Annotated in this window: 13 protein-coding genes and 2 pseudogenes; 7 read left to right on the top strand and 8 right to left on the bottom strand. The window is 65.8% G+C overall.

Features of this window, described 5'->3' with window-relative positions; all coding sequences use genetic code 11:
* Positions 1–168: 168 nt before the first annotated feature.
* Positions 169–867: a YqjF family protein gene (locus ACPEE0_RS15460; protein WP_424575287.1), complete on the top strand. Its 699-nt coding sequence runs from the start codon at positions 169–171 to the stop codon at positions 865–867.
* Between the two features lie 64 nt (positions 868–931).
* Here the strand turns inward: ACPEE0_RS15460 and ACPEE0_RS15465 are convergent, their stop codons facing one another.
* The gene (locus ACPEE0_RS15465; RefSeq protein ID WP_424574829.1) at positions 932–1,252 is read right to left on the bottom strand and encodes a hypothetical protein; all 321 of its coding nucleotides are present in this window, start codon (positions 1,250–1,252) and stop codon (positions 932–934) included.
* A gap of 99 nt (positions 1,253–1,351) precedes the next feature.
* Here ACPEE0_RS15465 and ACPEE0_RS15470 point away from each other — a divergent pair.
* Positions 1,352–2,150, top strand: a pseudogene (locus ACPEE0_RS15470) (ZIP family metal transporter).
* An 11-nt stretch (positions 2,151–2,161) separates the two neighbouring features.
* Here the strand turns inward: ACPEE0_RS15470 and ACPEE0_RS15475 are convergent.
* A complete protein-coding gene (locus ACPEE0_RS15475) occupies positions 2,162–4,621 on the bottom strand; it encodes a Tex family protein (RefSeq protein WP_424574830.1) in 2,460 nt (819 codons plus the stop codon).
* A 158-nt stretch (positions 4,622–4,779) separates the two neighbouring features.
* Between ACPEE0_RS15475 and ACPEE0_RS15480 the strand changes: the two genes are divergently transcribed.
* Entirely contained in the window at positions 4,780–5,076 is a 297-nt protein-coding gene (locus tag ACPEE0_RS15480; RefSeq protein ID WP_354176387.1) for a hypothetical protein, read from the top strand.
* 229 nt (positions 5,077–5,305) lie between these two features.
* On the opposite strand, the gene ACPEE0_RS15485 is transcribed toward ACPEE0_RS15480, so the two are convergent.
* From ACPEE0_RS15485 to ACPEE0_RS15500, 4 genes are all read right to left on the bottom strand, one after another.
* Positions 5,306–6,376 carry an alkene reductase gene (locus ACPEE0_RS15485; RefSeq protein WP_424574831.1) on the bottom strand — a complete coding sequence of 357 codons (1,071 nt, stop codon included), beginning with the start codon at positions 6,374–6,376 and terminating at the stop codon, positions 5,306–5,308.
* A 110-nt stretch (positions 6,377–6,486) separates the two neighbouring features.
* A complete protein-coding gene (locus tag ACPEE0_RS15490; RefSeq protein ID WP_424574832.1) occupies positions 6,487–7,416 on the bottom strand; it encodes a hypothetical protein in 930 nt (309 codons plus the stop codon).
* 2 nt (positions 7,417–7,418) lie between these two features.
* Positions 7,419–8,084 carry a DUF6318 family protein gene (locus ACPEE0_RS15495; RefSeq protein ID WP_424574833.1) on the bottom strand — a complete coding sequence of 222 codons (666 nt, stop codon included), beginning with the start codon at positions 8,082–8,084 and terminating at the stop codon, positions 7,419–7,421.
* Between the two features lie 174 nt (positions 8,085–8,258).
* A complete protein-coding gene (locus ACPEE0_RS15500; protein ID WP_424574834.1) occupies positions 8,259–9,986 on the bottom strand; it encodes a purine-cytosine permease family protein in 1,728 nt (575 codons plus the stop codon).
* A 216-nt stretch (positions 9,987–10,202) separates the two neighbouring features.
* On the opposite strand from ACPEE0_RS15500, the gene bioB reads away from it, so the two are divergent.
* The 3 genes from bioB to ACPEE0_RS15515 all read left to right on the top strand — a co-directional run bounded on the left by bioB (position 10,203) and on the right by ACPEE0_RS15515 (position 12,452).
* Positions 10,203–11,222 (top strand): biotin synthase BioB, encoded by a 1,020-nt coding sequence (gene bioB / locus ACPEE0_RS15505; RefSeq protein WP_424574835.1) that lies wholly within the window; start codon positions 10,203–10,205, stop codon positions 11,220–11,222.
* A gap of 332 nt (positions 11,223–11,554) precedes the next feature.
* Entirely contained in the window at positions 11,555–11,989 is a 435-nt protein-coding gene (locus tag ACPEE0_RS15510) for a pyridoxamine 5'-phosphate oxidase family protein (protein ID WP_009356926.1), read from the top strand.
* A 19-nt stretch (positions 11,990–12,008) separates the two neighbouring features.
* Positions 12,009–12,452: a very short patch repair endonuclease gene (locus tag ACPEE0_RS15515; protein ID WP_009356925.1), complete on the top strand. Its 444-nt coding sequence runs from the start codon at positions 12,009–12,011 to the stop codon at positions 12,450–12,452.
* 6 nt (positions 12,453–12,458) lie between these two features.
* Here the strand turns inward: ACPEE0_RS15515 and ACPEE0_RS15520 are convergent.
* Positions 12,459–13,680, bottom strand: a pseudogene (locus ACPEE0_RS15520) (glycosyl hydrolase).
* Between the two features lie 228 nt (positions 13,681–13,908).
* Between ACPEE0_RS15520 and ACPEE0_RS15525 the strand changes: the two are divergent.
* Positions 13,909–14,319, top strand: a complete 411-nt coding sequence (locus ACPEE0_RS15525; protein WP_009356923.1) for an Hpt domain-containing protein — start codon at positions 13,909–13,911, stop codon at positions 14,317–14,319.
* On the opposite strand, the gene ACPEE0_RS15530 is transcribed toward ACPEE0_RS15525, so the two are convergent.
* Complete coding sequence (locus ACPEE0_RS15530; RefSeq protein WP_009356922.1) at positions 14,292–15,053, bottom strand: response regulator transcription factor; 762 nt, start codon at positions 15,051–15,053, stop codon at positions 14,292–14,294. The genes ACPEE0_RS15525 and ACPEE0_RS15530 overlap by 28 nt on opposite strands.
* Positions 15,054–15,118: the final 65 nt, after the last annotated feature.

The raw sequence follows: 15,118 nt of genomic DNA on the forward strand, positions 1-15,118 counted from the left end.
TTGATCCATGCGGTACGTTGGGTAACCCGTCCCATGAGCACGTTAGGTAGGGTGGGTACCCCGCCGCTGAGGCGAGGGTGGGCCATGTGAAGGGATCTTGCTGTGGACGAACACTCGAACGCCGGATCCCTCTGGCCCAGCCCGCCAGAACTGCCACTGCCCACCATTATGGACCAGCGCTGGACAGACGCAATCTTCCTCCACTGGCGTATCCCGGAACCAGAGGCTGCCCGCTTCATGCCGGCGGGAACCCGGCCGGACGTGTTCGACGGGTCGTCATGGGTGGGCCTCATTGGATTCCGCATGCGGAAAGCGGGCATCGGACGGGGCCCGGCGATTCCGTACCTGGGCACCTTCAACGAGGTCAACGTCCGCCTCTACTCCCGGGAAGCGGACGGCACGCGCGGCGTAGTGTTCCTCAGCCTGGACGCAGACCGGTTGCCGGTGGTCCTGGCGGCAAGGGCGGCGGAAATCCCCTACGTCTGGTCGCGGATACGCCACCACCGCTGGAGTGCGCCAGGGACCACGGGCAACGGCGCCCAAGGCTACACCGTCCGCCGCTTCAGGCGGGGCGCGCGGAGCAGGTTCAGTGTGGTGCCGCACTTCAATGCGGCGGTGGACGATCCCTTATCGGTCCATCTCACGGCGCGTTTCGGCATGCACGGCACTTTCAGGGGCCGGACCATTTACATTCCGAACTCCCACGAACCGTGGCCGCTGTACGCGGCGGAACTGCATGATCTGGACGACGGCCTCGTGGAAGCTGCCGGGATCAGAGTGAGCGGCCCGCCGGAGTCAGTCCTCTATTCTTCGGGGGTGCGCAGCCGGTTCGGGCGGCCGCGAGTCGTTACGGGGAAGCGGCAGTAACGGCATGCGTACCCTGGGCCGGCGGTAACCTCGGGCCCGCGGCAGTTTTCGGGCCCTTGGCAGGTCAGGCGCCGCGCCAGCCCTGCCCCTCACTGAAGGTCGCCACCAGCGTGCCAACGCCCGGCTGCAGTGAGTTGGAGGGATCGAAGTACAAGGATGCCTCGGCGGCCCGGCTGTGCGAGATCAGCTGTTCCGCTTCCAGCTTGGCCTCCGGCACAGTGGCACCGATGATGCCGGTGCGGGCGGGGAGCTCGGTGGTGTGTACCACCTCGGCACCGGTCTGGGTCAGCGGAACGGTGGTACCCGAGTTGATCTCATCATGGGGAAACTCAAACTCGGCATCATCGGACGCGGCGGGGATGGTGTACTCCAGGAAATAGGTCATGATCCACCATTGCAGAAAGCCTGCGCTGCCGAAAGTCCGCCGCGCGCGCCCCAAGCACAACGTATTCCCACGTCAACAAGGCCCTCCTATACTTGCCGCATGTTGATGTCGCTGTGGTTCGGCGTCATAGCATCCAGTGCACTGGTTCTGGGTGCCTTTATCGGTGTCCGTTTTGAGCTGCCCAAGCGGCTCCTGGCTATGCTGCTCGCGTTCGCCGCCGGGGCGCTGATCACTGCACTGGCCTTCGAACTGTTCGAAGATGCCTATGAACATGGCGGGATCATCCGCGCGGCCATCGGGCTTATCGGTGGCGCGGTGGTGTTCACGGTCCTCAGCGCACTTCTGGACCGGTGGGCACAGCCCGGAAAGCCGGAGCAGGCGACACCTGCGGACGAGTTCCAAGGCAGCGCCAAGCTCGATACGGATGCTGCCGCGTCCGATAAGCGTGCCACTTCTGCCTCAACACGAGGAGCGGCAGGGCTGGCATTGCTGGCCGCGGTCACCCTGGATGGGGTGCCGGAGAACGTTGCCCTGGGAATCGCGCTGGGTGAAGGCACCGGCGGGCTGGCCCTGCTCGCCGCGATCTTTGTCTCCAACTTCCCCCGAAGCCTTGGTGGGTTCAGCCTCCATGCGGAGCCAAGGACGCTCGACCGGCAGCATCCTGGCTCTCTGGTTGGGGTGCGCGGCCCTGCTGGTCATCGCCGTTGTTGTCGGCGCAGGGCCGCTGTCCGGGACGGATCCTCAGGCCATCTCGATACCGCTGGCGTTCGCCGCCGGCGCCGTCATCGCATCCCTGGCAGATACCCTCATGCCGGAGGCCTACGAACACGGCGGCCCGGCGGTGGCCCTCAGCACGGCAGCCGGGTTCGTCCTGGCCTTCACCCTGTCCTTGGCCTAGGCCCTACCGGACTATTTCCCCAGTCCCGCCCTGCGGAGCGCTTCTGCCATGGCCGTGTTCGCCGGTTCCGGCCTGGGAGACGATCCACGGCCGCCGCCGGAGGTGTTCCGGCCACCGGTCTTTTGCGGGTGGTCCTGCCGCCTGCGCCCGGCGTCCTGCCGCGCCCCGCGCTCGGCAGGCTGCGGCCGTCCGCCTGACCTCTCCGCAGCGGGCTTTCCCGCACCGGCACCCCGGGTGCCCTTCCCGCCTGTGGCGGGTTCGTCGTCGAGCCTCAACGTCAGGGAGATCCGCTTCCGCTCCGGATCCGCCTCCAGAACCTTCACCCGGACCACCTGGCCGGACTTCACTACCTCGCGGGGATCAGACACGAACCGGTTGGCCAGGGCGGACACGTGGACCAGGCCGTCCTGGTGGACGCCAATATCCACGAAGGCCCCGAACGCCGCCACGTTGGTCACAGTGCCCTCCAGCACCATCCCCGGCTTCAGGTCGGAAATTTTCTCGATGCCCTCGGAGAAGGTGGCGGCAGCAAAGGCAGGGCGCGGGTCCCGGCCGGGCTTGTCCAGTTCGGCCAGGATGTCCGTGACGGTGGGCAGGCCGAAGGTGTCATCCACAAAGTCCCTGGCATCCAGCGAGGAAGCGGGCGCAGATCCGGCGGCCACCAGAATCTTCCGCGCCACCGCGTAGGACTCCGGGTGGACGCTCGACGCGTCCAGTGGCTCCGCTCCCCCGGTGATCCGCAGGAAGCCCGCGCACTGCTCGAAGGCTTTGGCTCCCAGCCGGGGGACCTTCTTCAGGTCGGTACGCCGGGCGAACGGGCCATGCTCGTTCCGGTACGCTACGATGTTTTCGCTCAGCAGGGGCCCGACGCCGGCCACCCGGCTGAGGAGCGCGGGCGAAGCGGTGTTGACGTCCACTCCCACGGCGTTCACGCAGTCCTCCACCACGGCGTCCAGGCTGCGGTCCAGCTTCGACGCCGTCACGTCATGCTGGTACTGCCCCACACCGATAGATTTGGGGTCGATCTTCACCAGTTCCGCGAGCGGATCCTGGAGCCGGCGCGCGATGGACACCGCGCCGCGCAGCGAAACGTCCATGCCCGGCAGCTCGGCGGCTGCGAGCGCGGATGCCGAGTACACTGATGCGCCGGCTTCGGACACCACCAGCTTCTGCGGTCTCCGGTCCACGTCCGGCAGCAGCTTGATCAGCTCGGCGGCGAGCTTGTCCGTTTCCCGGGATGCGGTGCCGTTGCCGATGGCCACGAGTTCGACGGCGTGCTGGCGCGCCAGCTTCACCAGGGTGGCCAGGGCTTCGTCCCACTTTTTCGCGGGGGCATGCGGGTACACGGTGTCGGTGGCCACCACTTTGCCGGTGCCATCCACCACTGCGACTTTCACGCCTGTGCGCAGGCCCGGGTCTAGGCCGAGCGTGGCACGGTTGCCGGCGGGGGCTGCCAGGAGCACGTCGCGCAGGTTGGCGGCGAAAACGCGGACAGCTTCGTCCTCCGCTTCGGCAAACATCCTGCCGCGGAGGTCCGCTGTGAGACGGGCCAGCACGCGGGACCGCCACGCCACCTGGGCGGTCTGCATCAGCCACGCGTCGGCGGGCCGGCCGCGGTCGGCGACCCCGAGGCACCTGGCCACCGCAGACTCGTACCGGGAACGGGCGGCGGCGAGGGCGTCGTCGTCCGCGGGATCCGCCTCGGCGAGGTCGAGCTCGAGGATGCCGTCCTTCTCGCCGCGCAGCAGCGCAAGGACCCGGTGCGACGGCATCCCGGCGGGGGCCTGCGCGAACTCGAAATAGTCCGCGAACTTCTGGCCGTCCGCTTCCTTGCCCTTCTTCACGCGGGACACCATGCGGCCCTGCGTCCAGAGCCGCTCGCGCAGGGTTGCGGCCAGGTCGGGATCCTGCGCCGCGCGCTCCACCAGGATGGCGCGGGCACCCGCGAGCGCGGCGGCGGCGTCGCCGATCGCGTGCTCGGTGTTGAGGTATTTCGCCGCCTCCTGCTCGGGCTGGAGGTCGGGCCGCTTGAGGAGGGCCTCGGCCAGCGGTTCCAGGCCTGCTTCCCGGGCGATCTGTGCTTTGGTGCGCCGCTTGGACTTGAACGGAAGGTAGATGTCCTCCAGCCGGGACTTGGTGTCCGCGGCCAGGATCGCATTCTTCAGCTCCGGGGTCAGCTGGCCCTGGGCCTCCACCGCTTCCAGGACGGCACGACGGCGGTCCGCGAGTTCACGAAGGTAGCGCAGGCGCTCCTCAAGGTCGCGGAGCTGGGTGTCGTCCAGGGTGCCGGTGGCCTCCTTGCGGTACCGGGCGATGAACGGGACGGTGGATCCGCCGTCGAGCAGTTCCACCGCGGCCCTGACCTGCCAAGCTTTGACGCCCAGCTCGGTGGCGATTTGGGCGTAAATGGCATCGTCGCCCGTGGGCACTGCAGAGGGAACGGAAGAGGGTGCTTGCGGCAGTTGAGTCACCAGAACATCTTGCCTTACCCGCCTGCGCCGCTCCACTGCTGCCGGCGCAGCGCCCGGGACCTGGCTGGTTCGGGCCCGGCGCGGGTATTCCGATCAGGCCCGCAAAGTGCTGTAGTGGAGGTGCCGTCACTGGGACAAAGCTCGAGGAAGAGGCCGCCATGCGGGAACTGCTGATTGTGTTTCAGGAGGGGTTCGAGGAAGCCAATATCACCGTGACGGTGAACGGTAAACAGGCGCGGCGTGACCTTGGCGTGTCCACCAATCCGATCCTTGGCATAGCGTCCGAGGTCTCCGTGGAGCTGCCGGCGAAGGGCGCCCAGGTGGGCGTGGAGGTGACCAACCGCGGGCTCAAGGCGATCACGAAGGTGACCGGCAAGCCGAAAAGCGTGCTCGTATCGATCGAGGACGGCAAGCTGGTGATGAAGGAAGGAACCGGCCGGGAAGCCGTTTTGTAGGCCTGTTCAGCCGGTGCGGCAACTGCCCGTGGCGGGGGTCTGGTAAAAGTAAATTCGATGGAGTAGCATCTGATCACCGCCGGCTTCCAGAGGGGTCCGGCGGGCCACATCAAAAACGTAAGTCGGAAGTCGTCGGATGGCTTCCGGCTCCGCTGCCGGGACAGCACACCGCGCAGCAACGACGGCGGCACCCACTGCAGGTGCCGCCGTCGCCATGTGTCCGGGCTGACTAGCCCTGGTAGGCGGGGTAGTCGATGTACCCCTTAGCGCCATCTGCATAGAACGTGGACGGATCCGGCTCGTTGAGGGGAAGGGCTTCCTTCCAGCGCCGGGCCAGGTCAGGGTTGGCAATCGCGGGCCGGCCAACCACCACAGCGTCCGCGTGGCCGTCGGCAACGAGGTTCACTGCCTCTTCCCGCGTGGTGACCACACCGAAACCCGTATTGACCAGGAACGTGCCGCCAAAGCGGGCGCGGAGGTCCTGCACGAGTTCACCCGTGGGTTCGTGGTGCAGGATGCTCAGGTAGGCGAGGTTGAGCGGGGCGATGCTGTCCACCAGGACTTCGTAGGTGGCGCGCACATCGGCCGGGTCGGTCTCGGCGATACCCTGCACGTTATGCTCCGGGGAAATCCGGATGCCCACGCGGTTGGCGCCCAGCGCTGCCACCACGGCGTTGACCGTCTCGATGACGAAGCGGGCCCGGTTTTCCGGCGAGCCGCCGTAGCTGTCATTGCGGACGTTCGAGTTGGGGGCCAGGAATTCATGGAGTAGGTAGCCGTTGGCAGAGTGCAGCTCCACGCCGTCGAAACCGGCCTCGATGGCGTTCACCGAGGCGTCGACGATCTCCTGGATCAGCAGGGGCAGTTCGTCGGTGGTGAGGGCGTGCGGGACGGGGTACGGCTGCTTTCCGGAAGGTGTCCGGACTTCACCCTCGATGGCGACGGCGCTCGGCGCGACCAGGGGGACGCCGCCGGTGACGTCCGGGTGCGAAACCCGCCCGCCATGCATGATCTGCGCGAACATCCGGCCGCCCTCGGCGTGCACGGCGTCGGTGACCTTCTTCCAGCCGGCGATCTGTTCCTGGGTGAAGATACCGGGCTGGCCCGGGTAGGAGCGGCCCGCGGGGCTGGGGTAGGTGCCTTCGCTGACGATGAGGCCCAGGGAGGCGCGCTGGCGGTAGTGTTCGGCGACGAGCGGACCGGGGACGCCTTCCTCACCGGAGCGGAGCCGGGTCAGGGGCGCCATGACCAGGCGGTTGGGGAGTTCAAGCTCGCCGAGGGTGAGAGGGGAAAACAGCATGCGCAGTTCCTTTCGAAGGCTAAAGACGTACTGCCCATGCCAACTGGGGCGCGCGTGCAACTATTCCGGATGCGACCGGAATCACAACCTGTTGGATGCTGCGGAACGGGCTAACGGGATGCAGCCGCGCCGGGACAGCCCTGGCCCTGAGGGTTGGCGTTGCAGTCGTCGGCGTAGTTGCGCGTCAGCGAACGCCAGACGCTGACGGTCTGGGGCGGTGCACTGAACTGGCCTTGGCCGGGGATGGGCAGCGGCGGGCCGGCGTTGACGGAGTAGGTGCCCTGGAAGGAAGTGGTCAGGACAACCTGGAAGTCGCCGGTCTGTCCATAAGCATGGCTGGTTCGGGTCTTTTCACCCCAGCGGTCCTGCGGCAGCGGGCCTCCCATGGAGGGCTGGGGACCGAACACCGTGCCGTCGCCGTAGTTCCAGGTGTACTGGACCGGGGTGGCGACCACATGGACGGCCTGGCCGAACATGGTGATGTCGAACTGCTGCTCAACTGCCTCGGCGTAGAAGTTGGTCTCAGCACCGCGGAGCGTGTGCGGGCTTGGTTGCGCTGTTACGGTTCCCGCGTTGATGGGCAGGTTCTGGAATTCCCGCTGGATGTCAGCGGCTATGCGCGGCAGCAGGTCCTCCGGCGCCGCGTCGTAGAGGCAGGTGGGTCCGGAGTGGTGCGCCCAGACGCCACCCGGTACTCCCCTGGGCCGGGACAACCACATGACCGGGATCCCGTCTTCACCGTCGGGGCCGTCCTTGCACTCCAACTGCCGGCCCAGGCAGGGGGTATCGAAGTCTCCCCCGCCAAGATGGCACTGAAGTTCGTATTTGTACTCGTTGGGATCGGTGGAGACGGCGCCGGGTTCAACACGAACAAATTTGTTTCGATCCTTATCCCATTTATGACCGGTTACTCCGAGACCTGGGTTCCATCCGCCGCCGAATTCCGGGTCGTCGCTCTCCGTGGCGTGCGCAGGTAAAGCTCCCAGCCCGATAAACGCTATTGCCGCGAAAAGGAGGCAGAGGGCTCGGAAACACGCCATGGCTAGCCGACGATGCTTCCGACTTCGACAACGGACCATGCGCCGTCCCCAAATACGGCGATGAGCAAGTTCCCTTGATCTGGGGCCTGAGGATCCGTTCGTGCCAACGTCCCATCAGCTCGCATGTAGGACAAAGGCTCTTGGTGCACCTGGACAGCGACCTGATATGTCTCGTTTTCGTCCTTGTTGAAGGTCGTACTCGTTACGGGCGTCGATAATTTGCCTCCTACCAGCCAGCGACCTTCAGAATGCCAGTCCGAAATCACTTTTCTGGCTTGCTGACACGCTTCGCAGGGGTTAGGAGCAAGCCCATCAAACAAAGTGGTGTCACCTGTTTCGTAGGAATAGCTAAGGACGCTGAACCAGTACTTAGTAAACGCCTCCAGACCCTCCTTCGTCTCAGTCTTGGCCACCCCGGGCATGACGGGAACCGGGACGTTCTGGGCTGGGCCGGAGGCGTCGGCGGGCTTGTAAGCGGCGGTGGGTGACGGGGTAGGCGTTGGCGAGACGCTGGTGGTGGCCAGGCTGGTCGACGCAGGAGTGGTGGTCCCGCCCTGTCCGGGCGACTCCCCGGAATTGCAGCCGGCGAGTCCAAGGGAAAGAGCAACTGCCAGGCCGAGCGCTCCAGCCCGGAAACCACGTGACGTAACAACGTTGTGTAAAGCCATGGGCCGCTATTCCCCCAGTAGTTATAAGACGGCGTGCTCCGGACAGTGCCTTAAGGGTAGCCCACGTCACAATTAGTCGACCAAACTTATCCACAGGCAAAACCAATAAAGAAAGCCGGTGCCGCCAGGCACCGGCTTTCTTTATGGGCGAACGTCCGCCAGCGGATTGGACCGTCACCGCTGGGCAGGCAGGACCAGCTTCCCAGTCTTGTCCGTGGACAGGGCGAGCGACGAGACGTACTGCGGGCCGCCGTCGGGCGCGTCCTGGCCGGACCGGACCATGTCCGGACGCTCGAACTCGATCCCCGTCACGTGGCAAAGGAGCTTGGTGTCGCTGGGGTTCCCGTCTGCGTCGAACATGGGCAGGTCGATGCCGTCGTCCGTGCGCCGCAGGTAGTAGCGGCCGCGGGTCAGCGCGGCCAGCAGCGGCGGAAGAACCAGCGCCAGGCCCACCGCGAAGATGGGCGAGTACGGCTGGATGGCTGCCCCGAACGCGCCAAAGAACACAGCGATGGAAATCCCGGCGGACAGGAGCATGGACACGAAGCCCACCGGGTTCACGGCGTAGAGCATCCCCCGGCGGAACTCGGGCACCTTCGGGGAGATTTTCAGAAGGTACTTGTTGATGGCGATATCGGACGCCACCGTCACAACCCAGGCCATGGCGCAGTTGGCGTAGAAGCCGAGGATGGTGTTGAGGAAGTCGAACATGTTGGCTTCCATCAGGACAAGTGCGATGGCCAGGTTCACCACCACGAACACCATCCGCCCGGGGTACGTCTTGGTAATGCGGGTGAAGCTGTTGGTCCAGGCCAGCGAACCGGAGTAGGCGTTGGTCACGTTGATCTTGATCTGCGAAATGACCACCAGCACCACCGCGAGGGCCATGGCCAGCCAGGCCGGCATCATCTCCCGGTAGACGCCCAGGAACTGGTGGACAGGTTCGTTGGCCGTCGCGGACGCGGCAGGATCGAGGGTGGCGATCAGGTAGATGGCAATGAACAGGCCAACGATCTGCTTGATGGCCCCGAAGATCACCCAGCCGGGCCCGGCCAGGATCACCGCCCGCCACCACGCGCCACGGTTGGCGTCGGTCCGCGGCGGCATGAAGCGGAGGTAGTCGATCTGCTCGGCGATCTGCGCCATGAGGGACAGGCAGACGCCGGCAGCCAACATCACCGAGGCAAGGTTGGGCCCGCCGTCGCCCGATTCACCCGTGTAGGCGAAGAAGGTGTCGATGCTCTCCGGGTGGGACACCAGGAGATACCCCACGGGCACCACCATCAGGAGCAGCCACAGCGGAGTGGTCCACACCTGCAGCTTGGCCAGCGTGTTCATCCCGTAGATCACCAGCGGAATGATGATCACCGTGGACGCAAAATATCCCAGCCACTGCGGGATCCCCAGGCCAACCTCGAGTCCCTGCGCCATGATGGAGCCTTCAAGCGCGAAGAAGATGAAGGTGAACGTGGCAAAAATGACGTTGGTGACCACGGATCCGTAGTAGCCGAAGCCGGAGCCGCGCGTGATCAGGTCGAGGTCGATGTTGTAGCGCGCCGCGTAGTACGCCAGCGGGAATCCGGTGGCAAAGATGATCACCGCGGCCACCAGGATGCCAAGGATCGCGTTGACAGTGCCGTAGGCGATTCCGATGTTCGCGCCGATCGAGAAGTCGGCGAGGTAGGCGATCCCGCCCAGGGCGCTGGTGGCCACCACGCCCGCGCTCCACTTCCGGTAGGACCGCGGAGCAAACCTCAGCGTGTAGTCCTCCAGGCTTTCCTTCGTGGCGTTGAGTGCCGCGGTGTTGCCACCCGCGGTGTTTGGCGGGGCGCTTCCGACGACGGCGGCGCCAGGCGGTGCCGGCGCCTCCAGAAGCTGCGGTGTCCGTTGGTCGTTGCTCATCTGTCAGGGTCGCTTTCGTCCGGGGAGGGGGTCCGGTGCGACGCTATCCAGCCGGAAAGACAGTCCAGTCACGGACCTGTTTCCGCTGTGTTAAGTCTTGACCAAAGCTGTCAACAAAACCGGCGGCCAGCCGTTGTGGCCATCCCACAAAAACACGCGGGCAGTGCAGAACTAGCGTCGGCAGGGAAGCTATCCAAGCCAGCCGGAGGACCACCTATGACGATTCAACCGCAACTCCTCAAGCATCCAATCCTTGAGACCGCCCGCGAGCAGGTCCTGGAACAGGGCCGCGGCCTGTCCGAAGCCCAGCTGGTGGAAGTCCTGCGCCTGCCGGACGAGGCTCTTCCTGCTGCCCTTGACCTCGCCCACCAGGTGCGCCTGAAGCACTGCGGCGAGGACGTGGAAGTGGAGGGCATCATCTCCATCAAGACCGGCGGCTGCCCCGAGGACTGCCACTTCTGCAGCCAGTCAGGCCTCTTCGACTCCCCCGTCCGCGGCGTCTGGCTAGACATCCCGGAACTGGTCAAGGCCGCCAAGGAGACGGCCGCCACCGGCGCCACCGAATTCTGCATCGTCGCCGCCGTCCGCGGGCCGGACATCAAACTCATGAACCAGATCAAGTTCGCCATCGACCGGATCAACGAGGAAGTGGAGATCAACATCGCCTGTTCCCTGGGCATGCTGACCCGCCGACAGGTGGACCAACTGGCCAGCTGGGGCGTCCACCGCTACAACCACAACCTCGAAACGGCGCGCAGCGACTTTCCCCAGGTGGTCACCACCCACACCTATGAGGAGCGGCTGGAAACCTGCGCCATGGTCAAGGACGCCGGCATGGAACTGTGCTGCGGGGCCCTCATCGGCATGGGCGAAACACTCGAGCAGCGTGCTGAACTCGCGGCGCAGCTGGCCGCCCTGGACCCGCACGAGGTCCCGCTGAACTTCCTCGACCCCCGGCCGGGCACCCCGCTGGAGAACCAGCAGGTCATGGACGGCAAGGACGCCCTCCGCGCCATCGCCGCCTTCCGCCTCGCCATGCCCCGCACCGTCCTGCGCTACGCCGGCGGCCGGGAGCTCACCCTCGGCGACCTCGGCACCCGCGACGGGCTGCTGGGCGGAGTCAACGCCGTCATCGTCGGCAACTACCTCACCACCCTCGGCCGGCCCGCCAACGCCGACCTCAACCTCCTGGTGGACCTCAATATGCCCATCAAGGAACTCCAGAAGACACTATGAACCGGGCTTCGACGGGCTCAACCACCGGCGCTACACCGGGCCCAGCCTTCCGCACCTTCTGCGGGCACTGCGGCCTCCCCGCCGAGAAGGAAGCGTACGACGGCGGCAGCACACCGCCGTCGTACCCTCACCCGGCGTGCGCGGTGAGGCTGGAGCTGGAGCCCCCGCGCTTTTGCGTCCGGTGCGGGCGGCGGCTCAAGGTACAGGTTTCCCCTTTGGGCTGGTGGGCCCACTGCTCGCGCCACGGCCAAACGTCCGCTCCCGCTGAAAGCGGCTGAAGCAAAACCGGCAACCCTCTGGCGCGTTTCTACAATGAGTAGAAGAATGGCTTCATGATGTTTGAACACGCAGACGGCCAACCCGTACTCGAACTCACCGACGAGCAGTCATGGCACCTTCTGGAGAACACCAAGCACGGCAGGCTGGTGGTCTCGGTTGCGGGCGAACCGGATATCTTCCCGGTCAACTACGTCACGGCGGAGCGGAAGATCTACCTCCGGACGGCGCCGGGCAACAAACTGGCACAGCTGACCATCAATTCCACGGTGCTCTTCGAGGCGGACGGCATCGTCTCGGACGAGGCCTGGTCAGTGGTGCTGCGCGGAACCGCGCGCGTGCTGAACAAATCGGCAGAGCTGGAGGCCGTGGAGGCGCTGGGCCTGAAGACCTGGGTGCCCACGCTCAAGGACTTCTACGTGGAGATCGAGCCAAAGTCGGTCAGCGGCCGGCACTTCGTGTTCGGCGAACAGCCCGAGCGGGAGATCTGAGCACTCCTAGACTTGGAGTATGGCGGACAAGCTGACTCCGGAGCGGCGCAGCTGGAACATGTCCCGGATCCGAGGCAAGAACACCAAGCCCGAATTGCTAGTGCGCAGGCTGCTCCATGCCAAGGGCTACCGCTACCGCCTGCACGGCAGGTCCGGTACGTCGCGGCTGCCCGGCAACCCGGACCTGGTGTTCGCAGGCCGCCGCAAAGTCATCTTCGTGAACGGCTGTTTCTGGCATTTCCACGATTGCCGGGTTGGGCAGCACGCCCCAAAGGCCAACGCGGAATTCTGGGCGGCGAAGCGCTCCAGGACGAGGGAGCGCGACGCCGGCCAGCGCCGCCAGCTTGAGGACGCCGGGTGGGAGGTCCTCACCGTCTGGGAGTGCGAGCTCAAGGACGGTTCAGCGCTGGAGGACCATCTGGTGCGCTTCCTGGAAAGCGGCACTGATCGGCCGGCTTCTTGACGGTATTCAGCTGCGCCGCGCCAGCAAGGCGTTTCGAAGTGCGGACGCGGATGAGTCACTGCTGTTGATGCGCCAGTCGGCCTCCTTCTGCAGGTGGAACCAGACGAAGCCCACCACGTCAGGCTGGGCTGCCAGGTAGGACACGAGTTCGGTGTTCCAGGCGGCCTTGGAACCGCCCAGCTCGGTGGAAGCCGTCTCCGCGATGAGGATGGGCTTGCCCGGAGACAGCGTCCGGAGCTGGGCGATGCCGGGGCCGAACAGGTCCTGCGGCATGATCCAGCTGCTCCACGTCTGGGACGTGCCCCAGTTGTAGCCGTCCAGGGCAACCACGTCCACATAGGCAGCGCCCGGGTAAAGGCCGGCAAGGTCTGTGGATCCCCAGTAGGGAACGTTCGGCGACCACACCCATTGCACGTTGCCTGCTCCGGCAGCCGCCACAAGATCGTGCACGTGCTGCCAGGCCGGAATGTAGTCGCCGGTCTGGTTTCCGTTGACCCCTTGGACCAGGGGTACCAATTGCCGTTCATCTCGTGGGCGAAGCGCAGCATCACGGGCTTGCCCAGGCAGCGAGGGCCTGGCCCCACTCGGTGATCCGGGCATCGAAATCCCCTGCCGCAATCCGGTCCAGCGAGTATGCCGGCTGGTTGACGCCGCCGCCCCAGGCCCACGGCTCCCAGGTCACAAGCGGCAGGGCTCCCCGTGCGTGAACCGCGTCCAGCTCTGCCAGGGGCGGGGCCTGCCGGAAGTCCTTGTAGATCAGGACCAGCGAGGGACTCTCCCCGGCGAGATTGGCCACCTCATCCAACTCCGCCGCTGCCATGGCTCCCCCGGCAGTGCCAACGCCGAAACGCAGCGGGTCAGTGCTGACGGCGGGTGGCTGGGGCGCGGGTACAGGCGCTGCCTGCACGACGAAAACGGTGGAGGCCTTGATGGAAGAGGTCTTGGCCGTGATGGTGGTGCTCCCGGCGGCGCCAGCGGGAATGGTGATGCCGGCGCTGAAGGCACCGGTCGCCGTGGTGCGGAACTGGAACGTGGCAGAACCGACGATCACCGTTCCCGTGGTGGAGGCCTTGAACCCCGTACCGGAAACCGTGACGGCGGATCCCGCCGGACCGGTCCCCGGGTTGACTGCCACCTGTGCGGCAGGAGCGCCGGCTGCGGCCGGCTGCACGCCGGACAGAGCGAGCCCGGTCCCAAGGAAGACAGCGACAACTAACGTCCTGAGCATTCGAAACAAGGCACCCATCCCCAGCTGACGGGCGGCCGGAGCCGCGATGTTTTCGTGCAGGAAGCACTGGCTCAAGTATTGGGCGCAGGTCCCGCCCTCCCATCAAGAAACCCACAATTCTCCCCGGAAAGCCCGCCGCAAAATGGCCGCAGACCTAACCTGAAAGGGCACAGCACCACCAACCCGCGACGTTTCCGTCAATGGTTCTTCCCAGCTGAAAGGAGCGTCGTGAGCGCCTCAGATGATGCCCCCCGGCCGTTGGTGGACCAGTCCGTACTCGACCGGCTCCTGGAGGAACTGGAGGAGGACGAGGGGTACTGCAGGGTCTTCGTGGACAACTTCATCGAGTGCCTGCCGGAGCGCATCGACCGCCTTCGGCTGGCCCTGACCACCGGGGACCTGGACGGCTCGGTGGATGCAGTCCTCAGCCTGAAGACGTCAAGCCAAATGGTGGGAGCCGAGCGGCTCGCCGGCCTTGCCTTGGACCTCGAGGGCGCAATCCGCACCGACGCACGCACGTCCGATGCCGCCGTCGTCCTTCCCCGGCTGGCCGCCACGTTCCTCCGCCCCATCAACCTGTGCAGCGAACTGACGACGCACCGGCTGCAGGCTCAGTGCTCGCTTGGAGCCAGCCGGTAGCCCACGCCGCGGACGGTTTGCAGCCAGCGCGGCTGCTGGGGGGAATCGCCAAGCTTCTTGCGGAGGTTGCCCATGTGGACTTCCACTGAGCGTTCGTCGGCCTCGCTGATGTAGCTGCCGACGTCGTAATCCTCGTCCCGCAGCCTGCGCACCAGGTCCGCCTTGGTGCGGACCGTCCGGCCGGCCTCGAGCAGGGCATGGAGCAGTTCGAACTCGGTGCGGGTGAGGTTCATTTCCTTGCCGTCCACCACGACGGTGCGGGAAGCGTAGCTGAGTTCCAGGCCGTTGTGGCTGTAGTTCCCGCGTTCGGAGTGCCCGTTGCCCTCCGCAGCCTCCACCGTGGACGCCTCGGTATCCGCACCTGACCGGGGCCGGCGCATCATGGCGGCGATACGGGCACGCAGCTCGCGCGGACGGAACGGCTTGGTGAGGTAGTCGTCCGCGCCGGACTCCAGCCCGATCAGGGTGTCCAGTTCTTCGGTGCGGGCCGTGAGCATCACGATATAGGCGTCGGAAAACTCGCGGATCTGCCGCGATACCTCAAAGCCGTCGATGTCCGGCAGGCCGAGGTCCAGGGTGATGACGTCCGGGTTCAGGGTCTTCGCGATGAGGACGCCCTCCGCGCCGCTGCTTGCCACTGTCACTTCGAAACCGGCCTGGGTCAGGACCGTGCGGACCAGTTCCCGGATATCATGGTCATCCTCGATGACCAGCCCAACGCGTGCATCACTCATAGTGCCCCCTCAGCAGCCAACGTCAGAAGTATAGCTGCCTGCGGATATCCTGCTGCTATGGCCCT

Origin of the sequence: Arthrobacter sp. SD76 (assembly GCF_049726125.1) — a bacterium.
Lineage (GTDB): Bacteria > Actinomycetota > Actinomycetes > Actinomycetales > Micrococcaceae > Arthrobacter > Arthrobacter nitrophenolicus.